The 25583-nt window shown below is 63.9% G+C and carries 17 protein-coding genes; 8 read left to right on the plus strand and 9 right to left on the minus strand.

Annotation, left to right across the window (positions count from 1 at the left end):
- The first annotated feature begins 23 nt into the window (after window positions 1–23).
- The 4 genes from AC2ISB_RS15470 (at window position 24) to AC2ISB_RS15485 (ending at window position 4514) form a co-directional block, all read left to right on the plus strand.
- The gene (locus AC2ISB_RS15470; RefSeq protein WP_486576916.1) at window positions 24–2039 is read left to right on the plus strand and encodes a TonB-dependent receptor; all 2016 of its coding nucleotides are present in this window, start codon (window positions 24–26) and stop codon (window positions 2037–2039) included.
- Between the two features lie 151 nt (window positions 2040–2190).
- Window positions 2191–3081 (plus strand): LysR family transcriptional regulator, encoded by an 891-nt coding sequence (locus tag AC2ISB_RS15475; RefSeq protein ID WP_330629579.1) that lies wholly within the window; start codon window positions 2191–2193, stop codon window positions 3079–3081.
- Window positions 3082–3221: 140 nt separating this feature from the next.
- Window positions 3222–4085, plus strand: a complete 864-nt coding sequence (locus AC2ISB_RS15480) for an aldo/keto reductase (RefSeq protein WP_486576917.1) — start codon at window positions 3222–3224, stop codon at window positions 4083–4085.
- A gap of 42 nt (window positions 4086–4127) precedes the next feature.
- Entirely contained in the window at window positions 4128–4514 is a 387-nt protein-coding gene (locus tag AC2ISB_RS15485; protein WP_330629582.1) for a (R)-mandelonitrile lyase, read from the plus strand.
- 67 nt (window positions 4515–4581) lie between these two features.
- Here the strand turns inward: AC2ISB_RS15485 and hpbA are convergent, their stop codons facing one another.
- Window positions 4582–6618, minus strand: coding sequence for an N-methyl-L-proline N-demethylase HpbA (hpbA, locus tag AC2ISB_RS15490; RefSeq protein WP_486576918.1), 2037 nt, complete (start codon window positions 6616–6618; stop codon window positions 4582–4584).
- A gap of 237 nt (window positions 6619–6855) precedes the next feature.
- Here hpbA and AC2ISB_RS15495 point away from each other — a divergent pair, with 237 nt between their 5' ends.
- Window positions 6856–7497 carry a TetR/AcrR family transcriptional regulator gene (locus AC2ISB_RS15495; RefSeq protein WP_486576919.1) on the plus strand — a complete coding sequence of 214 codons (642 nt, stop codon included), beginning with the start codon at window positions 6856–6858 and terminating at the stop codon, window positions 7495–7497.
- A 66-nt stretch (window positions 7498–7563) separates the two neighbouring features.
- Here the strand turns inward: AC2ISB_RS15495 and AC2ISB_RS15500 are convergent, their stop codons facing one another.
- Window positions 7564–8064: a lactoylglutathione lyase family protein gene (locus AC2ISB_RS15500; protein ID WP_330629585.1), complete on the minus strand. Its 501-nt coding sequence runs from the start codon at window positions 8062–8064 to the stop codon at window positions 7564–7566.
- A 97-nt stretch (window positions 8065–8161) separates the two neighbouring features.
- Between AC2ISB_RS15500 and AC2ISB_RS15505 the strand changes: the two genes are divergently transcribed.
- On the plus strand, window positions 8162–9046 hold the full coding sequence (locus AC2ISB_RS15505; protein WP_330629586.1) for a LysR family transcriptional regulator: 885 nt from the start codon (window positions 8162–8164) through the stop codon (window positions 9044–9046).
- A gap of 100 nt (window positions 9047–9146) precedes the next feature.
- Here AC2ISB_RS15505 and AC2ISB_RS15510 read toward each other — a convergent pair whose 3' ends face one another.
- From AC2ISB_RS15510 to AC2ISB_RS15540, 7 genes are all read right to left on the minus strand, one after another.
- Entirely contained in the window at window positions 9147–10406 is a 1260-nt protein-coding gene (locus AC2ISB_RS15510) for a glycosyltransferase (protein ID WP_330629587.1), read from the minus strand.
- Window positions 10399–17262, minus strand: coding sequence for an SDR family NAD(P)-dependent oxidoreductase (locus AC2ISB_RS15515; RefSeq protein WP_486576920.1), 6864 nt, complete (start codon window positions 17260–17262; stop codon window positions 10399–10401). Before AC2ISB_RS15515 ends, AC2ISB_RS15510 begins: the two co-directional genes overlap by 8 nt.
- Window positions 17263–17277: 15 nt before the next feature.
- Entirely contained in the window at window positions 17278–17784 is a 507-nt protein-coding gene (locus AC2ISB_RS15520; protein WP_330629591.1) for a GNAT family N-acetyltransferase, read from the minus strand.
- 70 nt (window positions 17785–17854) lie between these two features.
- Window positions 17855–19198 (minus strand): Hint domain-containing protein, encoded by a 1344-nt coding sequence (locus AC2ISB_RS15525; protein WP_341486023.1) that lies wholly within the window; start codon window positions 19196–19198, stop codon window positions 17855–17857.
- A 164-nt stretch (window positions 19199–19362) separates the two neighbouring features.
- Complete coding sequence (locus tag AC2ISB_RS15530) at window positions 19363–20289, minus strand: glutaminase (RefSeq protein ID WP_330629593.1); 927 nt, start codon at window positions 20287–20289, stop codon at window positions 19363–19365.
- On the minus strand, window positions 20279–21187 hold the full coding sequence (locus AC2ISB_RS15535) for a LysR family transcriptional regulator (protein ID WP_339110047.1): 909 nt from the start codon (window positions 21185–21187) through the stop codon (window positions 20279–20281). Before AC2ISB_RS15535 ends, AC2ISB_RS15530 begins: the two co-directional genes overlap by 11 nt.
- Before the next feature lie 12 nt (window positions 21188–21199).
- Window positions 21200–22600, minus strand: coding sequence for a Glu/Leu/Phe/Val family dehydrogenase (locus AC2ISB_RS15540; RefSeq protein WP_486576921.1), 1401 nt, complete (start codon window positions 22598–22600; stop codon window positions 21200–21202).
- Between the two features lie 478 nt (window positions 22601–23078).
- On the opposite strand from AC2ISB_RS15540, the gene AC2ISB_RS15545 reads away from it, so the two are divergent.
- Both AC2ISB_RS15545 and AC2ISB_RS15550 read left to right on the plus strand, forming a co-directional pair.
- A complete protein-coding gene (locus AC2ISB_RS15545; RefSeq protein ID WP_330629596.1) occupies window positions 23079–23804 on the plus strand; it encodes a gluconate 2-dehydrogenase subunit 3 family protein in 726 nt (241 codons plus the stop codon).
- 3 nt (window positions 23805–23807) lie between these two features.
- Window positions 23808–25577 (plus strand): GMC family oxidoreductase, encoded by a 1770-nt coding sequence (locus AC2ISB_RS15550; RefSeq protein WP_330629597.1) that lies wholly within the window; start codon window positions 23808–23810, stop codon window positions 25575–25577.
- The last annotated feature ends 6 nt before the right edge of the window (window positions 25578–25583 follow it).

Raw genomic sequence — 25583 nt, forward strand, 5'->3', positions numbered from 1 at the left:
GCGGACCCTATGGAGAGACAGATATGGCCTGTTCGACACAGCCTTGGCACAGAAGCACCGCTTTGGGGCTGATAATGATGGTGGCATTCGCGCCGCAGGCAATGGCGCAGGAGGACGACCCCGTTCTGCTGGAGACGATCCGCGTCGAGGATATGTCGCAGGCGCCCGCGGGCGCACCGGCGACCGAGCGTGTCACCGCACAGGACATGGCGCACCGTCAGGCCCAGTCGGTGGCCGAGGCGGTGGCATCGGTGCCCGGCGTGTCGGTCACGCGCGAGAACGATCTGCTGACCTCCAATATCTCGATCCGCAATTTCGGCGGGAATGCCGCCATGCCCAGTTCGCAGCAGGTGGTCTATGCGCTGGACGGCATCTCGATTGCGGGCAGCTCGATCTATCGCAATTCCAGCGGACAGGCGGTCGATCCGGCCCTGCTGAAATCGGTTTCCGTGCTCAAGGGGCCACTGGCCTCGCTGGAATACGGCTCGGGGATCGTGGGGGGCACCATCGCGATGGAGACGATCAATGGCCGTGACCTGACCGGTGCGGAAGGCGGGTTCCGCTATCGTCAGGTGCTGGGGGCCAGCTCCAATGGCGAGGGGTGGAAAACGGCGTCCACGCTGGCATGGGCCCCCAATGAAAGCGTCGATTTTCTGGCAAGCTATGCCCGCAGCGCCAAGGATAACAGCAAGGATGGCAAGGGCGAGGAGATCGACCTGGGGGCCTATAACGTGCCCTCCTATCTGCTGAAGGGGCGCTACCGCTTCGGGGCCGCAAACGAGCAGGCGCTGACCTTTACCTATGACAGGTCCGAAAGCGTGCAGCAGAATGTGCCCTTTGCCACCTCGTCCGAGATTGCGGCCTTCGGCAATGTCAACCGGACCCGCGATGGCCATGTGGCCTCGGTCGCCTATAGCTACCAGCCGGAGGGCAATCCGCTGGTGGATGTCAAGCTGAGCTATTCCCAGTCGCGGCAGGAGTTCGACATCGAGGGGCTGGGCGGGGCGTCCCTTGCCTTTTCGGGCAGCTATACGGTCGATACCGATACGCTGCAGGCAACCAATACCGCGCAATTCTCCACCGGCGCGATCCAGCATAGGCTGCGGGGCGGCGTGGCGCTGATCCGGCAGGAACATGACGGGATCATGCGCGGCGTCGCGGGCGAGGGCACCTCGCGCCGCACCGCCCTTTTTGCCATTGACGAGATGGATTTCGGGCGTGATCTGACGGTGTCGCTGGGCGGGCGGGTCGAGCATCAGCGGCTGAGCGATCTGTCCTCCAACACCGGTGCCGCGCTGGAGGATATGTCAAGCACCGCGCGCAGTCTGGGGGCGGGGTTCGAGAAAGGGCTTGGCCATGATCTGAGCCTCTATGGCTCTTTCACCTATTCCGAAGCCTTGGCCCTTCCCGAATATGCGGGCCGCCAATGGGCGGATGGCACCTATTGGGGGGAGACGGTGTCCAAGAGCCGTTCGTGGGAGATTGGCGTAAAGCAGCAGTCAACCAAAGCGCTGCAGCAGGGCGACCAGATGACGGCGTCCATCGGGCTTTACCGGACTGATATCGATGACAATAATGCCTATCCCAGCACGACCTATCAAGACCTGCGCAGCGCGGGTCTGGAAGCGGCGCTGCAATACCGGCTGGCAAACGGGGTCTATGCGCAGGCCAGCCTGACCACCAGTTTCTACAATGACTACAGCAATGACAGCCTGTCGGCGTATAGCGCGTATAACTATGCGCTGACCGATCAGGCGCGGCTGACCTTGGGCCGTCAGTTCGCCTCTGGCTGGGATCTGAGCTGGACCCTGCGGGCAGGGCGGGCACAGACGATTGACGGTGTCGAACAGGCAGGCTGGGGCGTGAACGATCTGGCCGTGGGTTATACGGTTGCGCAGGGCCGTCTGGAGGGGCTGCGGGTCGATTTCGCGGTCGATAACATCTTCGACAAGCAGTATATCCGCCAATATACCACCAGCAGTGCCTCCTATCCCGAAGCGGGGCGCGATGTCCGTCTGACGCTGTCGAAAACCTTCTGACGCGGGGCGGCCCGCCGGACGGGGTTCCGGACGGGGTTCGGGGCTTCAGACGGGGTTCGGGCCCGATTGCTGCAATGGGCGCATCACTCTGTAGACCTTATGAGTGGTGCGCATATATCCTTCGGAAGACGCCCCCGCGAAGGAGATCAGGATGCTGCGCGAGAATATTCAGGACCTTATCGCTTTGGCAGCGGTTGCCGAAGAGCGCAGCTTCACGCGGGCGGCGGCGCGGCTCAATGTCTCGCAATCGGCGCTGAGCCACACCATCAAGGCACTGGAACACCGTCTTGGGTTGCGCCTTCTGACGCGGACCACGCGCTCTGTGGCACCGACTCTGGAAGGCGAGGACCTGCTGGCCACATTGACCCCCTGTTTCGAGACTATCGAGGCGCGGTTGCGGGCGCTGGACGAGGGGCGGCAACATCCGACAGGTACGGTGCGGATCGTGGCCACCGAATATGCGATCGAGACCTTGCTCTGGCCCAAACTCTCTCCGTTGCTGAAGCAGTACCCCTCGATCCGTCTCGAACTGGTGATGGATTACGGCTTTACCGATCTTGCATCGGCGCAATGTGATGCGGGTGTGCGCTATGGCGAGGATGTCAGTGACGGGATGATCGCTTTGCGCATCGGTCCGGACGAGCGGATGCTCTGCGTGGGGGCGCCCGCCTATTTTGCCGCAGCCGGTGTGCCGCAGGTCCCGCAGGATCTGACCCGTCATGCCTGTATCAACCTGCGTCTCAGCACGCATGGCGGCCTCTATGCGTGGGAGTTTCAGGATGCGGCGGGCCATGACATCCGTATCAAGGTGTCAGGGCAGCTCTGTTTCAATACGGTTGGCGTCCTGCTGCCAGCGGTGCTTGACGGGCACGGTCTGGCTCTGGTGCCGGACTGTCTGGCGGCGCCCTATCTGGAAAGCGGTGCGCTACAGTCCTGCCTCGAGACGTTTTCCCCCGCTTTTCCGGGGTTCCATCTGTATTACCCCAGCCGCCAGCGCCCCTCTTCGGCCTTTGGCGCAGTGCTGGAGGCGCTGCGGTTGTGAAGGAAGGATTTATGTGGCTGGCTCATTAGTCCTATAAGTATCGCGCCGATTATCCCTCTTGGCTTATCGCTCTAAAGTGCCGTGCAGAGCCCGCTGGCCCAGCCTGCGCGGGCGCCATAGGATGATGTGAGGACTGCGAGATGGGTATGACCGAAACCCTGACTTTGCCGAACGGGGTCGCGATCCCGAAGCTTGGCTTGGGCACATGGATGATCGAGAATGCGGAGGCGGCCGCCGCGGTGCAGGCCGCGCTGGAACTGGGCTATCGCCATATCGACACCGCGCAGGCCTATGCCAATGAAGCGGGCGTCGGGAAGGGTGTGCGCGACAGTGGCATCGCGCGCGACGAGGTCTTCGTGACCACGAAGCTGGCCGCAGAGATCAAATCCTATCCGGATGCCGTGAAGGCGATTGACGGGTCGTTACAGACGCTCGGGCTGGATTACATCGACCTGATGATCATCCATAGCCCGAAACCCTGGGCCGTCTTCCATGAGGCCGATCCCTATTCCGAGGGTAATCTGGCCGCTTGGCGCGCCTTGGAAGAGGCTTACGAGGCAGGCAAGCTGCGCGCGATCGGGGTGTCGAATTTCCAGCAGGCGGATCTGGACAATCTGTTGCAAAATGCAAAGATCAAGCCGATGATCAACCAGATCCTTGCGCATATCTCGAACACGCCCTTTGATCTGATTTCCTATATTCAGGGGCACGACATGCTGGCCGAGGCCTATTCGCCCATCGGGCACGGGCAGATCCTGTCGCATCCCGATCTGCAGGCGATGGCGGAAACCTACGGGGTGGGGGTCGCGCAACTGAGCATCCGCTATGTGCTGCAACTGGGAATGATCGCCCTGCCCAAGACCGCCAATCCCGACCATATGCGCCGCAATGCGCAGCTCGATTTCACCATCACGCCGGAAGATATGGCGGTTCTGAAGGCGTTCGAGACGATCCGCGATTATGGCGAAGCTGGCGTCTTTCCCGTCTATGGTGGCCGGTTGTAATCCGGGGACGTCCGATAGAAACCCCATAGAAAGGAAAGCATTATGAAAATTACCCGTTCCGGTGAGACCCCGTCGATGCAGGGGCCGGAAGACTGGTTCAGCGGCACCGTGCGTATCGATCCGCTGTTTCAGGCCGAAGCGCCCGGTCGCTGCTCGGGGGCGCATGTCACATTCGAGCCGGGCGCGCGCACGGCATGGCACACCCATCCGGCGGGGCAGACCCTCCTGATCACCTTCGGGCGTGGGCGCGTGCAGCGTGAGGGCGGTCCCGTGGAGGAGGTCTCGCAAGGGGATGTCGTCTGGTTTCCTGCCGGAGAAAAGCACTGGCACGGGGCCTGCGACAGCACGGCCATGAGCCATATCGCCATTCAGGAAAGCCTTGATGGAACCGCTGTGACATGGCTCGAGAAGGTGCGGGACGACGCGTAGAACGGCGTGCATGCCCGGGCAGAGGGCCGCGACACCACGACAGAGGTCGCGGCCAAAGAGGCGTGGTCTATAATGTGCGCATCAGGCGCAAGGCATCATAGATGGCCGCATGGGTATTGCGGGCCGAGACGGCATCGCCAATGCGGAACAGGCGGAATGCGGCCTCGGGGTTGGGTGTCCGTTCCTGCAGGCCACCGGTTGCCAGCGCGTCGTAATCGACCGCGCCCAGATTGCGGGAGCGGGGCTTGAGCGCAAAATAGATCTCGTCCAGAGGACGGGTGCCATGATTGACGATGACCTGATCCACCTGTCGTTCGCGGGTGATGTCACCGTAATCGGACCCGAGACAGGCCGTCAGCTGATTGCCTGCGCGGGTCACCGATCTGAGGCGCCATGTCACGGTGAAGGTCGTGTCGCGTTTTTGCAGGGCGCGCATGTAGGGCACCAGATTCATGGCCATCACCTCGGGGGCGAAGGCGCGATCGGGGGTGACTATTTCGACTTTCGCGCCGGTCGCGGACACAAGATCCGCCGCCTGAAGCCCTGCGTGATCGCCCGCATCGTCGAAGATCAGCACATTCTGTCCGGGCTTCACATCCCCTGCAAGAATATCCCATGCCGAGACAACAAGATCATTGCCGCGTGCCAGCACCTCGGTATGGGGCAGGCCGCCCGTCGCGATGATCACCTCGTCGGGCTGCGTCGCCTCGACATCGGTTTCATCGGCGAAGCTGTTGAAATGGAATGTTACGGCGTGTTTGAGGCATTGCTCGTAACGCCATGCGATGATCGATGACATCTCGCGGCGGCGGTCCTGCCGTGCCGCCAGACGGATTTGCCCTCCGGGCTGGTCCGCCGCCTCGAAGACCGTCACATGATGCCCGCGTTCTGCCGCGACGCGCGCCGCCTCAAGCCCTGCAGGGCCCGCCCCGACAATGGTGACCCGTTTCGCGGTCTCGGCTTTCGCAATACTGTGGGGCTGTTCGATTTCGCGTCCGGTCGAGGGATTGTGCAAACACAGCGCCATCCCGCCTTGATAGATCCGGTCGAGGCAGTAATTCGCGCCGACACAGGGGCGGATATCGTCTTCGCGGCCTTCGATCACCTTCCGCGCCAGATGCGGGTCCGCCATATGGGCGCGGGTCATCCCGACCATGTCGATCTTGCCACTGGCAATCGCGTGGCGCGCGGTGGCCACATCCGGAATTTTCGCGGCATGGAAGGTCGGAAAATCGGTCGCGGCACGGATCCGTCCGGCAAATTCCAGATGCGGCGCGTTTTTCATTCCCTGAATCGGAATGGTATCGGTCAGGCCCGCATCCGTATCGATATGGCCGCGCACCACGTTGAGAAAATCGACCAGACCACTGTCTCGCAGGCGGCGCGAGATCTCTATCCCGTCAGTTTCGGTCAGACCACCCGGCAGGTCCTCATCGCCGGTATAGCGCAGGCCCACCAGAAATTCCGCGCCACAGCGCTGGCGGATCTTGGAAAGGATGTCGAAGGTAAAGCGCAGCCGGTTGTCCACAGAGCCGCCATAAGGCCCGTCAAGCGTATTGGTCAGCGGTGACCAGAACTGGTCCATCAAATGGCCATAGGCTTGCAGCTCGATCCCGTCGAGCCCCGCCGCCTTCATACGCTCTGCCGCATCGACATAATCTTCGATGATGCGGGCGATGTCCCAGTCTTCCAGCTTTTTCGGAAAGGCGCGATGGGCGGCCTCGCGTTCATGCCCCGCCGAGACAACGGGCAGCCAGTCGGCCTTGTCCCACCGGGTCCGGCGGCCCAGATGGGTCAGCTGGATCATCACCGCACAGCCCTCGTCATGGCATTCCTGCGCGAGCTTGGCCATATGGCCCACCACCTCGTCTTTCCACGCAAGGATATTGTTGAACACCGGCGGGCTGTCGCGCGCCACAGAGGCCGAGCCTGCCGTCATGGTCAGGGCCACCCCCGCCTTCGCCCGTTCCAGATGATAGGCCCGATAGCGCTCTTTTGGCATGCCGTCTTCGGGATAGGCCGGTTCGTGGCTGGTGATCATGATACGGTTTTTAAGAGTGAGATGCTTGAGCTGATAGGGCTGCAACAGCGGATCATGCGACATCTGGGTACCTTTCCCTGCGGTGCCTTGGGGCCATAGCGGGAGGGTGCGGCAAAATGTTCACATGTGTCAACTATGAGTTCACGCATGTACTCTATTCCGAGATGGCATTCATTGCGCGCGCCGGATTTTTGGTCAGCGGCGGGATGGGGCCGCCTTGTAGATCCTGAGGGGAAATGCCTCTGGACAGTATTGCACATTTTATGGACAATTCGCCTCCACCCATGACGAGAATGCCTGATGACAGATGATCCCCCCCCCGAGCGCGGCTGGCGCGGCTCTTCCGAGCTATGGTTGGATGCCGCCTATCAGGCCCTCGTTTCCAAGGGGGTGGATGCCGTCAAGATCATGCCGCTGGCCAATAGCCTGAAATTGTCGCGCACGAGCTTTTACTGGTTTTTCAAAGACCGCGGGCAGCTTCTGGCGGCGCTTCTGGAGCGTTGGGAGAAGGCCACGACGGCGGCTCTGATTGCCGCCACCGAAAGCTATGCCGCCAGCCGCCCCGAGGCGATGCTGAACGTGATCGCGATTTTCATGTCGGAGGCGCAATTCGATACCGCCCTCGAACTGGCGGTCCGGGCATGGGCGCAGCGGGATCCGTCCGTGCTGGCGCGGTTGCAGGCCAATGATGCCCGTCGCCTTGAGGCCCTTCGCGCGATGTTGCTGCGTTGGGGGTTCGCACCGGCAGATGCCGATGTCCGTGCCCGCACGATCTATCTGGTGCAGATCGGGTATATCTCGATGCGGGTGCAGGAGGATCTGGCCGAGCGTGTGGCGCGCCATCCCTATTATGTCGAGGTCTATATCGGCGAGCGCCCGAGTGCGGAAGAAATGGCCCGCTTTTGCGCGGCAATCGGGTATGATACCCCCACGCCGACCTGAGCGCTCGGGGATGTGGCGGCCTGCGCGCGGCATCGGGCTGGTCGCGCCGCAGGCCTATGCGGGGCCTTAGTTATAGGCCCCCGCCGAATAGGTCAGCTCGTAGCTATGCGAATATAGCTCGAAAACGATGCCGAAAGGATCCTCGACATAGACCATGCGATAGGGTTTCTCGCCCGGGAAATAATGGCGCACGGGCATACGCTGCTTGCCGCCTGCCGCCACGATCTTGGCCAGCAGCCCTTCAAGGTCGGGATCCTGAATCGCAAAGTGGAACAGGCCCGTCTGGCGATAGGGCAGGGTGTTTTCGGGCTGGTAGTTTTCGGGAAATTCGAACAGTTCGAAGCCGATCCGGTCGGCGGTCGATAGATGGGCGATGCGGAATTTGCCCCAGCCCGCGCCGAAAACATCATCACACATGATGCCGATATCGCTATCGTCCTGCGCAATCTCGGTCGGTTCCATGATGACATAGAAGCCCATGACATCGCGGTAGAATTCGACAGCGCGATCAAGATCGGGGACCGAGAGGCCGATATGGGAGAACGTGCGGGGGGTTGGTCGGGTCATGGAAAGCTCCTTGATTGGTCCCGTTGATATGTGTTGCAGCACAAAAATCATCAAATTATCATTCATTCTGAATTTCATAACATGCCGGAATGATCTGATGTTGAACGCCCGCTGGCTCGAAACCTTTGCGACGCTTTGCGATATCGGTCATTTCACACGCGCCGCGCAGGCCCTGAACATGACCCAGCCCGGTGTCAGCCAGCAGGTCCGCAAGCTCGAGGCACAGGTCGGGCAGCCGCTTCTGTCGCGCGACGGCAAGAGCTTTGCCCCGACCCCCGCCGGAGAAACGGTTCTGGCCCTTGCGCGCCGCAGGCGTGCGGAAGAGGCCGATTTGCGCAGGCGGTTGCAGTATGACGATCCGGATCATGGCGATGTCTGTGTGGCTTGCTCGGGGTCGCTTGCCCTGCTGCTCTATCCGCGTTTCATGGATCTGATGGAGCAGGCCCCGGGCCTGTCGATCCGCCTTGAGGCGATGCCGCAACCGCGTATCATCGACGGCCTTCTGGGCGGGCAGTGTGATATGGGGATCGTGGATCACTCGCCCGCCCATATGCGGCTCGACGGAGATATCGTCGGGCAGGACGAGCTGTGTCTGATCCTGCCGGAACAGGTCTCGCCACCGCAGGATCTGGCAGGGTTGGACGCTTTGGGCTTCATTGCCCATCCAGACGGGTTCGCCTATGCCGAAGAGGTGCTTGGCGCAAACTTTCCGGACAGTTTTCAGGGCGCTGAACATATCCGGGCGCGGAGTTTCATCAACCAGATCGGTCAGATTCCCGCGCCTGTCCTCAGGGGCTTGGGCTACACGATCCTGCCGCGCAGCGGGGTTCAGGCCCATCCGCAGCGCCACCGCCTTCAGGTGATGGTGCTGCCAGTTCCGGTCCGGCACGCACTCTGGCTGACCTATCGCCGCAACCGGCAGCTTCCGGCCCGCGCGCGCCGTGTCCGTGACGTGATCGCGCAGGTGCTGGCAAAGCTATAGAGGCCCGCGACACGTCCCGTCTTTCCGGCTGCGGCCCGCGTGTCGGCAGGGCCTGCACGGGCGGGCAGATGGCGCGCGGCGGTGTCGGCCTCACAGGCGCTTACAGGACGGGCTGATAGGGTCCGGTCGTGTCCGCCACGCGCGAAATCATCTGGCGCAACAGGGCCTCCTTACGCCGGAAGACCGCCTCGCTGTCATAGAGATCGAGCATCTGCTGCCGTGCCCGCCGCCGGATCGCCTGTGCCTCTTCGGGGTGGTCGAAGACCCAGCCGATCATGTCGGAAACCTCCTCGGGGTCGTCCATGTCCACCAGAATGCCTGTCTGCATGTCCTCGACCAGCTCCATCACCGGCCCCGTGCGTGACCCGATCACAAGGCAGCCGCTTGCAAGGGCCTCCGAAAGCGACCAGGAGGTGACGAAAGGTTCGGTGAAATAAATATGCGCGCTCGAGGCCTGTAGCGTGCGCAGATAGTCGCTGCGGGGCTTCATGCTTTCCAGATGCAGTCTGCTCCGGTCGAGGTCCAGCGCCGCCAGCGCGCGTTTGCCCCAGCTTTCCCCTTCGGGCAGGCGCGGACCATAGGAGACGCTGTCCTGCGCCAGCACCACGGTATGGAAATCCTGCCGCTGTTTTTGCAAACGGGCCAGCGCCATCATGAATTGCGGAAAGCCGCGCAAAGGCTCCAGACCACGGGTCGCATAGGTCAGCAGCTTTGGCCGGTCGGGCAGGGAGAGCCAGTCGAAATCCATCTTGGCGGTCGGATCGGGGTGATGGAACCGGCAATCCACGCCATCCGCCAGAACGGAAATCTGCTGCCGCAGCGGGGGCGGGAAACGGTTGGCCTGAAACTGTGTCGGACACCAGTTGGCATCGGCGCTGTCGAATTCGGCCGAGATCGGCAAGTTCCGCATCCGGTTGGTCATCGCGACGGGAGGCGTGCTGGGGCGCTCGATCCTGCCGGTGGTCCAGTCCAGATCGGTATAATACCACTCGTGATAGGCGATGTAGCGGGTCTGCGGCCAGATCTGTCGCACCCCGAGCCCGATCCCCCAGCCTGCATGCGCCATGACCACATCGGGGCGGTAGCCCTCGTGATTGCGCAGATGCTCGAACAGCACCGCGGCCCCCATCGCGGTGGCGGCGGCATAATCCAGCGCATAGCGGAAATCGGTCTCGGGGCGCTCCATGGCCGCCACCGGAAAGCGCAGCGTGCGGATGCCGAGCGCATCCGTGCTGTCCGAGGCGGCTCCGGCATGGATATAGGTCACCTGCCAGCCCCGACGGGCCAGCCACCTGCCGAAGAATTCGAACTGCGCGGGTTGGTTGCGGTGGAGCAGCAGAATGCGCGGGCCGTCAGCCATCCGGCGCCTCCTGTGCGTGCAGGCGTGTCAGCAGCGCAACGGCGAAGCGCGCGGGGGTCGTGCTTTCGGACAGCGGGAAGCTTGCCAGTTGCAGCCCCAGTCGCCGTTCGATTTCCAGCCGCAATTCCAGTGCCATAAGCGAGTCGATCCCATAGCGCCCCAACGGGCGATGCGGGTCATATTCTGCCGCTGGAAGGCGCAGGATATCGCATAGGATATCGGCCAGTTCCCGTTCGACATGGGCCAGAGCCTCGGGCCATTCGAGGCCGCGCAGAGCGCGCGCCAGATCGCCGGGTTTTGCGGCCTGTGCCGCGCCCTCGGGCACGATCCACGAGAAAGGCGGGGCGGCAAGCGCCGGTAGATGCGGTGCCAGACGCGCCCAGTTCAGCGGGGCGAAAAGGCGGTTTCGGGCGGTGGGGTCGCGCAGGGTCGACAGGATCTCTGCCACGGCGGTGCGCATCGGCAGCATCGCAAGCCCGTCCAGCCGTCCCAACTGCGCCGACAGGGCCGCATTGCGTGCCAGCGCGCCCCCGTCCCCGATCGGGCCCAGTGCCAGCACCGAGGCCGGGTGGCCATCGGCGCGGCGGCGCTCGGCCAGCGCCTCCATCGCCGCATTGGCAGCGGCATAGGCGGCTTGTCCCGGATTGCCGAGACAGGCCGCCACGGAAGACAGAAACAGCACCGCATCGGGGGACTCCGCCCGCTGGCGCAGCACCTGATCAAGGCTGCGGGCCACCCCCAGTTTGGCGCGCAGCACCAGCGCCGTCTCGACGGGGTCGAGGTCGCGGATCAACCGGTCTCGCAGCACCATTGCCGCATGGATCACGCCGCCCAGACGGTGGCCGTCGGCATCGATCTGCGCCATATAGGCCGAAAGCGCGGCGGCGTCGCGACCATCCAGCGCGTGGAGCACCGTGCCCTGATCGGCGGCAACCCATGCGCCCGCCGCCCCGCTGCCAAGGTTCGGCGTGCCCGAGCGTGACAGCAGATGGACCCGTTTGGCCCCGTTCTCGCGCAGGGTTTTGGCCAGAGCCAGCCCCACGCCCCCTGTGCCGCCTAGGATCACCCAGTCGTCGCGGATGGGCCGGTAGGGTGCGGCGGGGCCCGTGGGAAGTGGCGGCGGGGTGATGATGATCTTGCCCACCTGTCTTGCGGCAAACATATGCCCGAAGGCTTCGGCGGCGTCTTCTGCCGCAAAAGGGGTCACCGGCAATGCGGGCAGGCGGCCTTCGGCAAGCGCCGCGCCGATCTTGTGCAGCGTTCCGGCCAGTTGTGCGGGGCGGGCCGCCAGACGCCGGTCCAGATCGAAGCTGTGATAGCTGGCCTCTTCGGGCAACTGTCCGAGCGGCAGGATCGCATTCTCGACAAAGCCACGCTTGCCCAGTTCGATGAAACGGCCGAAAGGGGCCAGTGCCTCGACCGAGCGCAGCATTGCCTCCCCCGCGAGGCTGTTGAGCACGATATCGGCCCCATGTCCGCCGGTCGCGGCGCGCAACGCATCGGCAAAGTCCAGTGTGCGGCTGTCAAAACAGGCCTCCGCCCCTGCGGCAACCGCCAGTGCCTGCCGCTCTGCGCTCGAGGCTGTGGCAAAGACCCGCGCCCCGAAAAGCCGCGCCACACGGATCGCCGCCAGCCCCAGGCCCCCCGCGCCGCCATGCACCAGCACGATGTCGCCATCCGAGACACGCCCCACACCGCGCAGTGCCTCCCATGCGGTGACATAGGCCACCGGCAGGGCCGCCGCCTGATGCAGGTCCAGCCCCTCGGGCAGGGGCATGACTGCCGCTGCGGGCACGGTCAGATGTGTGGCGAAGGCATCGGCTGCAAAGCCCATGACGGCCATGCCTTTCGCCAGCGGGGCATCGCGGCCCACCCGCTGCACGATACCGGCAAATTCCATACCCAGACCGCCACCGGACGCCCCGCTACGGATCAGCCGCTCGGGCAAAAGACCTTTGGCCAGCATCACATCGCGGAAGTTGAGCCCTGTCGCGGCCACCGCGATTTCGACCTCGTCGGCGCGGGGACGTTGGCGCGGTCTGGGTTGCCACGAGAAGGCCGAGCTGTGGGTTTGGCCCCCGTTCAGGGCCTCATTTTGGGCCCCGTTCGCTCTGTCATTCAGGCCCAATGCTGCGGCGGGTTCTGCGGGGCGGGGCTGCGGCAGCAGGCGCGGCGCGCGCAAAGCGGAACCGGCGCAATCGACCCAGGGTTCGCGGTCGGCAAGGGCAAAGAGCGCCTCCCAGTCCGGCAGGCCGTCGGTCTGCACCGAAATCAGTGAGGCAGCGGCTGCCGGAGCCTCGTTGCGCAGCACCATCACGGCGGCCCCGAGACCCGCTGTCAGCTGCGCAAATCCGTCTGTATCGCCGTCCCCCATCACCACCAGACGCAGCGGGCGCATGTCGTCTGCATCCAAGGTGGCACGACGCAGCTCCGCCAGCATATCGGCCAGCGCCGTGACCGGATCATCTGCGCCCTGATGCAGCCGCACGATGAGGCGCAGATTGCGTCCGCCGGTGTCCAGCCCGCGCAGCTCGGGCGGGCCCTGAGGCGGCGTGGCTGCCGCCGGCCTGTCTGTGCTCGTTGGTGCCACGGAGAGGGACGGGGGCTTGGGGACGGGGCTGCGGCAGGCGGAAATGGTCACCGGCACGGGGCCTGTTCCATCGTAAAACAGCGGCTCGGTCGGTGGTGGTGCGACCGGTGGCGTCGCCCCGTGTTGATCGCGCCCGTCGGGCGGGGGCCCGCAGACCGGCTCGGTGGAGAGCGCGACGCAAATGCCACCTGCGGCCAGCGGTGTCAGGAGAGGCGGGCTATGGGGCAGGGCCGTCACCATGATGTCGAACATCCCTGCCTCGGGAGAATCGCACAGCAGGGGCGTGCAGGCCGCAGGCAACAGGCGGCGCAGGCTTTCACGCGCCGTCTCGTCAGGATGGGACAGCCTGAGGTCGTCAAGGCGCGGATCGGCGGCAAGACGGGTGACAAGCCAGCCGGGGGGCAGTCCGACCAGCAGCAAGGCGCAGCGTTCTTCTGCGGGCCATTGCCCGAGCAGATCGTCGAGCAGTCGCTCTGCTGTCTGCCAGCAGGCGCGCGTTGCCGCGGAGTGGCGGCGGATATCGGGCTGGTCCATCCCGCGGGCCTGAAGCATGGCCAGTTGCAGGTCGCTGGCGCGGTCGGGGTGCAGACGCAGCACGGTTCCGGCATCGGACAGGTCCGTTTCGGCGCGGGGCGGGGGCGTACCATAGCCCAGACGGGCCAGCGCGGCCTTGGGCTCATGCCAGCTTTCGGGGCCTGTGACCGGCTGTTCTGGCGGGCGCAGCCGGACGGCGCGTCTGTGCCATAAGGCGGGGGCGATCGGTAAGGCATCGGGCCGCGCAAGGGTAAACTCCACCGCGTCCAGCGCCGCCAGTGTCCGGCCGTCAGCGGTTTCAAGCGTGAAGGACGCCTCTAGTCCGCGCTGCCATAGCCGCCCCGGAACAAGCCGCACAGTGGCCGCGGGTCCGGCCTCGGGCCAGAGGGTCAGCCGCCCGATACGGGTGGGCAAAAGCGCCGCACCCGCCGCAAGGGCCTTGGCCAGTGCAGGCGGTGTATCCCCCGCAAGAGCCACCTGTCCGGCATAGGGGGCCAGAAGGTGGAACGCGGCATCCAGCGCCGTCGGATCCAAAAGGAACTGTCCCGCTGGCGGGTCTCCCGTAAGGGTCGCGCCCAGACCACCGGCCTCCTCTGCCCAGATCCGGCCCAGCCGCCGGAAAGCCGGACCATAATGCAGCCCCTGCGCCGCCAGTGCCGTATAAAGCGCCTCGGTGGGGATGCTCTCGTGGGTGGGTCTGTCCCGACGCGGCGGCGGGGCAATCGCGTCGGGGCGCAAGGTGCCACGCGCGAGCGGCGTCCAGTCGGTTTTTGCAAGCCGTGGGCGCATGTCGATCCCGACACGCCCGCCATCCAGCAGCTTGGTCCGCAGGCGGAGGCCCTCGCCCGCGATATCGGCAGGGTGCAGCAGATCGAACCCCGACAGCGTCAGCGGCGTCTCGGGCCATGTTTCCTGCGCGGCAGACAGGGCCAGCTCGACCAGCGCCGCAGCGGGCAGCACCTGCGCCCCGCCGATCCGGTGATCGGCCAGCCATTCGGGGGCGGTCGGGGTGATTTCGGTTGTCCAGACCGGCAGTTCGCGGTCCGGCCTGCGTCCGGCGAAATGCCTCTGTCCGGCCTCCCCCCAAGCGTCATAGCCGTCCGGCGAAAGCTGCGTGGCATGTTCCACCTCCTGCCACGGGTAAAGCGGCAGATCGGGCGGGGGGGCCTCGGGGAGGCCCGAAAGCTGCGTGCGGTCGATGCGCGCGCCGTGGCACCAGCAGCGCAGGACGGTGGCCTCGGCAGGTTCTGTGCCCTGTGCGGGTGTCGCCGCGCAATAGCTGAGCGGCTGCCCCTCAAGCCGTGCCAGATCGCGGATATTGGCCGCCAGCAGGCGACGGGGCGAGAGTTCGACCACCACGGCGGGCGCTTCGGCACACAGGCTTTTCAGCGCATCGGAAAACCGCACGGTGTCCCGTGCATTGCGCCACAGATAGTCGGCGGTCAGATCCTGCGTCTCCAGAAGGCGCCCCAAGGCCGATCCCGCAATCCGGCAGGTCGGCGCGGCAAGCTGTAGCCCCGCGATGTCGGCCATGAACGCGGCGCGCAGCGGTGCGACGGCGGGGGAATGGTAGGGCACCTCGACCCCGAGCGGCATCATGGCAATCCGTTTGCCGCCGATACTGACCTTTGCCAGTTGTTCCAGCGCCTTCTGCGGCCCCGAGACCGTGACCGAGCGCGGGGCATTGACGGCGGCAAGGGCCAGCAGCGGCGCCCCCAATCCGGCAATGGCACGGCTGGCCTCGGCCTCGGACAGGGCCAGTGCGGCCATGCCGCCGCTGCCGCGCAGCGCCTCGAACCGGCGCGAGCGCGAGGCGACAACCCGCGCCAGCCCTTGGGGAGTGAGGCATCCCGCAACCGTCAGCGCCGAGAGTTCGCCCACCGAATGGCCGATCACCGCATCGGGGCGCAGCCCTGCGGCCATAAGGCTTTGCGCCTGTGCCACCTGACAGGCCACCAGCAGCGGCTGGGCCACCAGCGGGCTGGCCAGACGCTGGTCGAGATCTGCGGCAAAGAGCTGCTCGGCCAGAGCGTCGATCCCTTCCTGTGCAAAGGCCGCAGCGATCTGGTCGAATCCGTCGCGGAAACGGGCATCATGGCGATAGGCGTCCTGCCCCATCCCCATGATCTGCGCCCCGTTGCCAGGAAAGGCGAAGACGGTCTGCGGGCGCTCGAAGGCCGCGCGCCCGCCAAGGGCTGCGGCCTGACCAAGGGCGATGTCACGCAGCCGCGCGCTGGCGGTTTCATCGCAGCGCAACGCCAGCCGGTGCGGCAGGGCGGTGCGGCGCGTGGCGGCGGCGGCAAGGGCCTCGCGGGCGTGCGGGCTGGCGTCCAGTCGGGCCGACCAGTGCCCCGCAAGCTTTGCGAGGCTGTCGGGTGAGGCGGCAGACAGGCACAGCCAAGGCGTCCCCGATGACACCGGCACGAAACGGCGGGCAGGCGTGGCTTGTGTCCCGCCCTCGATCAGGGCAACGGCATTGGTGCCACCAAAGCCGAACGCGTTGACCCCCGCCAGCAGGGGGCCCTCCGGCAAGGGCATTGGCGTTGCGGCCACCGCCAGATTGAGACCGTCGAAATCGATATTCGGGTTCGGCGTGTTGAAATGCAGCGATGCGGGCAGAACCCTGTGCTGCATGGCCAGCAAGGCCTTGACCAGCCCGACCAGACCGGAGGCGGGCTCGGTATGGCCGAAATTGCTCTTGGCCGAGCCGATCAGCAGCGGAGCCCGCCTGAGCGATGCGACCGCCCGACCGATGGAGTGCGCCTCGGCAGGGTCGCCGACCTGTGTGCCGGTGCCATGCGCCTCGTAGAAGGCAAGGTCTTCGGGGGCCCGGCCCGCCTGGTCCAGCACCGAGCGGATCAATGTCTCCTGACGGTCGCTGGAGGGCACCAGAAGCGGCGAGGCCCCGCCATCGGTATTGACGCCGGTTGCAAGGATGCGCCCCCTGTGCCGTGCGTGCAGGCGGGCCGCGATTTCGGGCCGCAGAAGGACCAGTGCGATCGCCGCTTCCGAACGGACATAGCCATCCGCGCCCGCATCAAAGGCCCTGCAGCGCCCGCTGGGGCTGAGCATCCGCGCCTGGGAAAAGCCGACAAAGCCGCCCGGTGCGCGCAGCACATGCACGCCGCCGACAATGGCGATATCCAGATCCCCCCGCGACAGCGCCTTTGTGGCGGTGTCCAGCGCCGTCAGGCCGGAGGAACAGGCGGTATCGATGACTTGACTCGGGCCGCCGAAATCGAAACGGGCCGAGATCCGGTTGGCGATGATGGCCAGCGTGTTGCCAAGTGTGAAGGTCGAGCCGCCGCGCGCGGTGTCGTAGTAGTAGGACGAGAGGTTCTCGACGATGGAAGACCCGATAAACACGCCGGTGCGCGGCCCCGACAGGTCGGCCATGTCAAGGCCCGCATCCTCTACCGCTTCCCATGTCGCAACCAGCATCTGGCGTTGCTGGGGGTCCATTTCGGCGGCCTCGCGCGGGCTTATGCCGAAGAAGGCGGCATCGAAATGGTAGAGGTTGTCCAGTTGTCCTGCGGCCAGCGAATAGGTCTTGCCGCGACGGCCCTGCGCCGGATCGTGGTAGAAGGCCGGATCGAAGCTGCGCGCGGAAACGGTTGTGACGGTGCAGCGCCCCTCGGAGAGCACGGACCATGCGGCGGCCAGACCACGCGCGCCGGGCAGGCGCAGTCCGATTCCCGCCACGATGGGCGCGTTGTCATGGTCACAATTCATCGGGCCGCCTTCATGTCAGATCCGCATGAAATAGTTGCCGCCCAGATGGGTGGCCCCACCAGAGCGCAGCACCGTATCGGTTTCTTCGACCGCGATGCCGGAGGTGACGTTGAACATCACCCCTTTCGACCCGCGCGGGGCCGACCAGCCACGCACGGCCATCATGATGCGCTGCCAGATATAGCTGCCGACGGCTGTCGACCGGATATCGGCCCGCAGATAGAGCGTATGCATCACCGTGACCCATGATTTCCGGCTGCCCATGAAGGGGCGGAAGACGTAATAGGCAAAGGCCACCGGCTCGCCGTCATATTCGACATAGAGCGCACCGTTATAGCCGGGATTGTCGCGGATGAAGCCGATGATCTGGTCGAATTGCGGCTGGTCGAAGGGCAGATCGGAAAACAGGCTTTCCTTGTGCATCTGCCGTACCAGCGGCAACACATGCGGGACATCGGCGACATCCTCGCCCAAAACGATACGGACTTTGCCGCGCTCTTCTTCGGAAAGGCTGCTTTCCAATGGCTGTACCTCGCAGATGGTGCCCGACCGGTCCTGTGTGTGGTTTCATAAGGTTACCTTCTGGTTCACCTCATGACCAGAGGGGTTTGGCATTGCGCCGATGCCGTTCGACCAGCGCCCGCGCCTCGCGGTTTTTCACGAGGGGCAGCGCGGGCACGGCCTGATGTCCGGGATCTGCCAGTTCGGGAAAGAGAGACAGGACTTCGGCGCGCCCGTCCGGTGTCAGGAAGTTGAGCGCATGGAGGCCGGGATAAAGCGTTTCGGCCTCCATGCCCTCGGCCATGACCACCGCATGGTGATCCAGCATGAAGTGGTAATACCGGATCTCCTGTGTCTCGCCCTCGATACGGATATCGCCCACGCCCACCAGCAGCTTGGCGGGAACCAGAACTTCGGGCGTGCCGAAGATCCGCTCGGCAATCTTTGACCGGACGGCCAGCCGGTGCTGCGGCGATACGCGCAGGTCGCTATGCGGACGGCCTGTGCCGAAGGCTCCGGCGGGGATGCGGATCGGCAGGAGCTTGGGGTTTGTCATCAGGTCGATCAGGTCCAGCCGCCTTTTGCCGATCCAGCGGATCGGGCGCGGCCCGTTGCGGGTAGTCACCAGATCGCCTTCGCGAAGCTGCTCCACGGCGATCTCTCCCTGCGGTGTGGCGATGCGGGTGCCCGCGGCGAAACATACCGCCTCCAGCGCCTCGAAATTCGAGAATGTCGCCTCGGCCAGAACCGTGTCGCCATTGCTGAGGGTGATCGTGTCGCCCCAGCGCACGGTGCCCGACAGCACCGTGGGCATGCCCAGCACCTGCCCGTATTGATCCGAGCGCAATACATTGGTGACGCTGTCGCCAATGCCGTCATTATTGGTGTCGAGCGTGATGCTGCCCGCCGCCAGTGTCAGCGTCCAGTCTCCCACCAGATTGAGCGTATCCGACCCCGTGCCGCCATCCAGATCAATCGCGGCCTGTCCGACTTTCTGGGCCAGTTCCTCTTCCGAGGCGGCACCGGCTTGCGACATATCGAGCTGCACACGGTCATTGCCTGCCCCCATGACGACATCGCGGCCACCGGAATTGTCGAGGATCAGCGTGTCATCGCCATCGCCCATATCGAGCGTGTCGTAAAAGGCGCTGCGATGCAGTTCGACAAGGTCATTGCCGGTGCCCATGCTGATATTGTCAAACCCGATGGTCGATCCGCTATCGGGATGCACCCAAGGCATGTTGGTGGCCACAAGCGTGTCATTGCCACCAAGAAAATTGACGTCATAGAAACGACCGGTGCCGGTCACCGTCGCGCTGGAGGTTTGCAATGTGACATCGGACTGGTTCTGGGAGGGCTTGCCGCTGCCATCGGCGGCGTTTGTCAGCGTGGCGCCATTGGCCCCGCTATTGCCGGTCAGTGTTGCATTGGCCATCCCGAATTCCGCCTGTCCCCTTGAGGTCGGCCCCTCGGGTCAAAGCGACGCGAAAGGTGAGATGAATAGAACGGGAATAGGGTGACTATTCAGTTAACTACGCAGCGCAGGCCCCCCGTGCAGACCGATTTTCCGCCCTGCGGCCTTGGCCTGTGGGGGGGCTTTTAGCCGAAGACGGACCAGCCGGTGAATTTCGCGATCTGTTCTGCGGCATATGTGCCCATATGGGAATTGCCGTAAAGATTGAGGCCGGGCGACCAGACGGCAATCGAGGCGACGCCTGGGGCGATCACCAGAATGCCGCCGCCCACGCCGCTTTTCCCTGGCAGGCCGACACGGAACGCGAAATCGCCCGACCCGTCATAATGGCCGCAGGTCATCATCAGAGCATTGAGCCGCCGCGCCTTTTCGGCGGTCAGCAGCGGCGAGACCCCGGGCAGTTGTGCAATGATCCGGCCTGCGCGTGCCAGTTGGTCTGTGGTCATCTCTATGGCGCATTGATGGAAATAGGTGCCCAGTGTCAGCTCGGGCGCGTTTTGCAGGTTGTCGAAGGATTTCAGGTAGTTGGCTAATGCGATATTGCGAAACCCGGTCCGTTCCTCCGAGAGGGCCACTGCGGGGTCGATATGGATGTCATCCTCTTCCGCGGCCTCGCGCAGGAAGGCCAGCACTTCGCTCAGGGCTTCGCGCGGCGCACGCCCTGTCAGCAGGGCATCGGTGGTCACCAGCGCGCCCGCATTGATGAACGGGTTGCGCGGGCGGCCTTTCTCCTGCTCCAGCAGCAGGATGGAATCGAAGCGCGTCCCCGAGGGTTCGCGGCCCACGCGGGTCCAGATCTGTTCGCCATGCCGCCCCAGAACGCAGGCCAGCGTGAAGACCTTCGAGACGCTCTGGATCGAGAAGCGGCGCGCACTGGCGCCCGCATGCAGCAGGCGGCCATCGGCCAGCGCAATCGACACGGCGAATTGCGCCGGATCGACCTTGGCCAGTTCGGGGATGTAATTGGCCACTTCGCCCCAATCGTGGCGGGCGTGGATATCGGCGGTCAGCCTGTCCAGAAAAGCCTGTAGGGCCTGAGCGTCAACGGTCACTTCCGACCTCCTGTCTGAGCGCATCCCAAAGCGCCTCGATTTCCGGCGCAAGATCGCGGCGCGGGCGATAGGCGCAGATCTCGACATCCAGCGCCCATTCCGGCCCGCCAATCGGCCCGATGACCTGCGCGGCCGAGGCATCGACCGCAGAGGCGGGCAACCAGCCGACGCCATGCCCCTCCATGATGATCTCCTTGAGCACGTCGGACATGTCGCATTGCACGGTGATCTTGTAGGCGGGCAGGGCGGGCGCGCGTTCAAGGACATGTTCGAACAGGCGCATGAAATAGGCCTTGTGCGAATAGGAAATCAGCGGGAAAGGATGGCGCGCATTGCCCGGAAAGCCGAAGGCGGCGCGTTTGTCCTCGTTCAGCACGGCATAGGGCATGAAGCGGTCGCGGCGCACGACAAGCCGCTCCTGTGCGTCCGAATGCACGGGGCTGGGCAGGGCCAGATTGTCATGGCACAGCAGGATATCGGCATCTCCGGCCATATAGCGGGCCGTCACATCCTGCGTATTGCCCACAATCACCGAGAAAGAGGATTTGACCCGCCCGCGCAGCATCTGCAGCACGCGCTTGAAATCCGACCGTGCCAGACAGTTGGGCGTGGCGATACGCACCTGTGACATCAGCTCGAACTGGTTGCAGCGGATCTTGGAACGCGCCCCCAGCAGGCGCTCGACAGAGGCGGCGGCATCCTCGCGGAACTGCTCGCCCGCCTCGGTCAGGCGCACGGGCACCGCCCCCTTGACGATCAGGGCGGAGCCGACCCAGTGCTCCAGCGATTGTATGCGCCGGCTGAAGGCGGCCTGCGAAACATTGCGGAATTCTGCCGCACGGGTGAAATTCCGCATTTCGACAAGCGCGAGGAAATCCTCCAGCCAACGCATATCCATTCAGTGCACCCGTTACAGTCCGATCGCGCGATAATAATCCGCAATTCGGGCAATGGAAACGGCATAGGCGGCAGTGCGCAGATTTGCGTCGGGCAGGGCCTGTTTCTGGGTGGCGATCTCGTTGAAGGCGCGGGTCATGATCTCTTCCAGACCCGAGCGCACAAGGTCGATTTCCTGCGTGTCGCGGGCGATGCTGGCGCGCAGTTCCTCGGCCAGAGTGTGACCGGAGACCTGCTCGAGCGCATTCACCATCGACAGCCCGTTCGCGATTTTCTGGCGGCGTTCCATCAGGCCGAAGGGGATATGGGTGATGTTTTTGACCCATTCGAAATAGCTTACCACAACCCCGCCCGCATTGACGAAGAGATCGGGCAGGATATGGATGCCACGGCGACCAAGGCAGTCTTCGGCGGCAGCGGTCACCGGCCCGTTCGCGGCCTCGACGATCAGCTTGTAGTTGATGTCTTCGCAATTCGCCTCGGTGATGGCGGCTTCTTTGGCGGCGGGGATCAGGATATCGGCGGCCATATGGGTCAGGCCTTCGGCGCTTGGCACGGTTTCGGCACCGGCAAACCCGCCGATCGAACCGGTCGCGCGGCGATGGGCGGCCACGGCCTCGACATCCAGACCTTCGGCGGTGAAAATGGCCGCGTCATGCTCGACGATCCCGACGATCTTAGCACCGTCCTCGGCAAGGAATTTTGCCGCGTGATAGCCCACATTGCCGAAGCCCTGTACGACAACGCTTAGGCCCTCGACGGTTTTCTGGCCCGAAACGGCGGGCATTTCGGGATGGGCGAGATAGGCGCGCACGGCATATTGCACGCCACGGCCCGTCGCCTCGACACGGCCTTCGATGCCGCCACGCGCCACGGGTTTGCCGGTTACGCAGGCATTGACATTCATGGCATCGGCACGGCCGGTCTTGCGGTATTCATCGGCGATCCATGCCATTTCGCGTTCGCTGGTGCCCATGTCGGGGGCGGGAACGTTGCGACCGGGATGGATCAGGTCGCGGCGCGCCAGTTCCTGTGTGAAGCGGCGGGTGATGCGCTCCAGCTCGTCCTCGCTCCAGTCGGAGGGGTTGATGCGCAAGGCACCCTTGGAGCCGCCGAAGGGCACATTGACCAGCGCGCATTTAAGGCTCATGAGCGCGGCCAGCGCCTCGACCTCGTCCATATTCGCGTCGGGCGCATAGCGGATGCCGCCTTTGGCCGGTTCGATATGTTCGCTATGGACCGAGCGCCAGCCCTCGAAGCTGTAGATCCGGCCCCGCAATTTCACCCCGAAGCGCACCGCATAGGTGGAATTGCATTGGGTGATCCGCTCGTCCAGCCCTTCGGGCAAGGCAAGATGCGGCGTCGCGTTGGCGATGAAACGTTCGATATTGGCGAAGAATTTTTGATCCGACATGCGTCTGGTCCGGTCCCTGTGAGAAGCGCGATGCCCTGAGCGGGCACCGGTTGCGCCACCAAGCGCGTGGCCGGAGGTAAAGTCTAATGCGTATCCTGCATGGTTGATGCAGGAAATAGCGTTAGCGGCTGAACTTGCGCGGTTTTCCACCCGCCAGCAGAGGCCGTATGCCTGGGCCCCCGCGTGCGCCGCCTGTATTTTCGTGCGGGCGGGGCGCGGGGATAGGCATTTGTTACCTTGCGGCACATTTCCGCCGGACGGGCGGGCAGAACGGGCGGCTAATATGTGCGACCGGCGCTAAGGGATTGCCTCGAAACACAGAAATTTTCCCACAAAACCGATCAATTTTGCTTTTCAAACTGTGAACATGCCCTAAAACCAGCCTTAGCCAGACAATTTGTCGCAGCTTCTGACGGGAAATGCGCCATGTTGCAGGGCGCGCCACATAAGACCCAACCTATTGTCAGAAAGGTATCCGATGCCCAGTTCCTCTTTCGCCGCGACGCGACGCGGGTTTTTGAAAGCGGGCGCTGCGGGTTTCGCCCTAAGCCAGGTGACCAACCCAGCTGCCGCCCAGACCAAGGACGCTCCGCCGCTTGACCAGTACGAACCCGTTTATCTGACGGCGGCGGAATGGTCGTTCCTGATGGCGGCCTGCGCACGGCTGATCCCCGGTGACGAGGCGGCTCCCGGCGCGATCGAGGCGCGGGTGCCGGTGTTCATCGACCGGCAGCTTGCCGGTGAGTATGGCAATGCCGATGACTGGTATATGGACGGCCCGCATGATGCCGCCGCCGATCCGCTGCTGGGCTGGCAGACGCCCCTGACCCCGGCTCAGGTCTATCGCAAGGCCATTCCGGAATTCGACACATGGTGTCGGGCCCAATTCGGCGCGTCTTTCGTTGAGCTGTCTTCTGCCGATCAGGATGCCGCGCTGACCGCCTTGCAAAACAACAAAGGAGACGGCACCGGAGGCGGGCGCGCCGAGATCCTTCCCCCCGAGCTGCGTGACTTCTTCACCATTTTGCTGAGCAATACCAAAGAGGGGTTCTTTGCCGATCCGATGTATGGCGGCAATTACAAGATGGCGGGCTGGAAGCATATCGGCTTTCCCGGCGCGCGGGCGTCCTACACCGAATGGGTGGAGATGCGCGACCAGCCCTATCCGCTCGGGCCGGTGTCGATCAAAGGCGAGAGGGGGTAATCCATGACACGTCAGGCACCCAAAAAAGACGTTGTTGTGATCGGGCTTGGCTGGACCGGTTCGATCCTTTCGATAGAACTGTGCAAGGAAGGGCTGGATGTGCTGGCACTGGAACGCGGCGAGGACCGCGATACCGTGCCCGATTTCAAATATCCCGATGTGGCGGACGAGCTGAAATACGGTATCCGCTACAAATTCATGCAAAAACCGGCCAAATCGACGCTGACCATCCGGCGCACGCTGCAAGAGACCGCCTTGCCCTACCGGCATCTGGGCTCTTTCCTGCCCGGGGATGGTGTGGGCGGTGCGGGGATCCACTGGAACGGCCAGACATGGCGTCCGCAAGAGGTGGAATGGCGGCTGAAATCCTATGTCGAGGAGACCTTCGGCGCGCAGACCATCCCCGAGGGCATGACCATTCAGGATTGGGGTGTGACCGCCGAAGAGATGGAGCCCTATCTGACGCGTTTCGAGAATATGGCGGGGATTTCCGGCAAGGCGGGCAATATCAACGGCAATATCATTGAGGGCGGCAATCCGTTCGAGGCCCCGCGCTCGACCGATTACCCGCTGCCGCCGCTGGTGCAGAACCTTGATGGCGAGATGTTCGCGCAGGCCGCCCGCGCGCAGGGGCTGCATCCCTTCCCGCGCCCGTCGGCCAACGCCTCTGCGGCCTATGTGAACGAATATGGCATGCAGCTTGGTCCGTGCAATTATTGCGGCTTCTGTGAACGGTTCGGCTGTCTGAACTATTCGAAATCCTCGCCGCAGACATGCGTTCTGGGGGCTCTCAAGCGGATGCCGAATTTCGAATATCGGGTCAATTCCGAAGTTCTGAAGATCGAGAAGGCCGAAGATGGCAAGACCGCAACCGGCGTCACCTATTGGGACGAAAAAGCCGGTGAGGAAGTCTTCCAGCCCGCAGATCTGGTGATCGTGGCGGCCTTTTCGCTGCATAACGTGCATCTGATGCTGCTTTCGGGCATCGGCCAGCCTTACGATCCGGTAACGGGCGAGGGGGTGGTGGGCAAGAACTATGCCTATCAGGTGACCGGCGGCACGAGCCTGTTCTTCAAAGAGCATAATTTCGACCCCTTTATCGGCACGGGATCGGTTGGCTATTCGCTGGATGATTATTCTATCGGCCAGATCGATTTTGCCAAGGAAGGCTTTATCGGTGGGAGCTATATCACCGGCGGGCATACCGGCGGTCGCCCGATCCAGCAGATGTCCCTGCCGCAGGGAACGCCAAGCTGGGGGGCGGAATGGAAGGCGGCGACGCAGGAATGGTATGGCCATTCGATGTCGATTGCTTCGCACGGGTCGAATATGGCCTATCGCGATGTCTATCTGGATCTGGACCCGACCTATAAAGACCGTCACGGGCGCCCGCTGATGCGGATGACCTATAACTGGCAGGACAACGATATCCGCATGACACAGTTCATGAAATCGAAGATCGAGCCCATCGCCCAGAGCCTCAATCCCGATATGATGAAATCCTCCTACAAGGAGGCGGGGGCGCAATATGATGTGCGTCCGTACCAGACGACGCATAATACCGGTGGCGTGATCATGGGCACCGATCCCAAGACTTCTGCGATCAACCGCTACCTGCAAAGCTGGGACTGCCACAATGTCTTCGTGATGGGGGCCTCGGCCTTCCCGCAGAACCTGCAATACAACCCCACCGGAGCGGTCGGCGGGCTGGCCTATTGGGCGGTGGATCACCTCCGCAAGGACTATCTGCCCAATCCGCGGCCTTTGATGTGAGGAGGA

The sequence above is a fragment of the Thioclava sp. NS-SX20 genome, from assembly GCF_057380695.1.

Coding starts and splice junctions, on each gene's coding strand:
- AC2ISB_RS15475 (WP_330629579.1), top strand. CDS start 2,191: ATGCTGCGCGAGAATATTCAGGACCTTATCGCTTTGGCAGCGGTTGCC.
- AC2ISB_RS15550 (WP_330629597.1), top strand. CDS start 23,808: ATGACACGTCAGGCACCCAAAAAAGACGTTGTTGTGATCGGGCTTGGC.
- AC2ISB_RS15500 (WP_330629585.1), bottom strand. CDS start 8,064: ATGACCCGACCAACCCCCCGCACGTTCTCCCATATCGGCCTCTCGGTC.
- AC2ISB_RS15525 (WP_341486023.1), bottom strand. CDS start 19,198: ATGGCCAATGCAACACTGACCGGCAATAGCGGGGCCAATGGCGCCACG.
- AC2ISB_RS15545 (WP_330629596.1), top strand. CDS start 23,079: ATGCCCAGTTCCTCTTTCGCCGCGACGCGACGCGGGTTTTTGAAAGCG.
- hpbA (WP_486576918.1), bottom strand. CDS start 6,618: ATGTCGCATGATCCGCTGTTGCAGCCCTATCAGCTCAAGCATCTCACT.
- AC2ISB_RS15505 (WP_330629586.1), top strand. CDS start 8,162: ATGTTGAACGCCCGCTGGCTCGAAACCTTTGCGACGCTTTGCGATATC.
- AC2ISB_RS15470 (WP_486576916.1), top strand. CDS start 24: ATGGCCTGTTCGACACAGCCTTGGCACAGAAGCACCGCTTTGGGGCTG.
- AC2ISB_RS15480 (WP_486576917.1), top strand. CDS start 3,222: ATGGGTATGACCGAAACCCTGACTTTGCCGAACGGGGTCGCGATCCCG.
- AC2ISB_RS15535 (WP_339110047.1), bottom strand. CDS start 21,187: ATGGATATGCGTTGGCTGGAGGATTTCCTCGCGCTTGTCGAAATGCGG.
- AC2ISB_RS15510 (WP_330629587.1), bottom strand. CDS start 10,406: ATGGCTGACGGCCCGCGCATTCTGCTGCTCCACCGCAACCAACCCGCG.
- AC2ISB_RS15485 (WP_330629582.1), top strand. CDS start 4,128: ATGAAAATTACCCGTTCCGGTGAGACCCCGTCGATGCAGGGGCCGGAA.
- AC2ISB_RS15540 (WP_486576921.1), bottom strand. CDS start 22,600: ATGTCGGATCAAAAATTCTTCGCCAATATCGAACGTTTCATCGCCAAC.
- AC2ISB_RS15495 (WP_486576919.1), top strand. CDS start 6,856: ATGACAGATGATCCCCCCCCCGAGCGCGGCTGGCGCGGCTCTTCCGAG.
- AC2ISB_RS15515 (WP_486576920.1), bottom strand. CDS start 17,262: ATGAATTGTGACCATGACAACGCGCCCATCGTGGCGGGAATCGGACTG.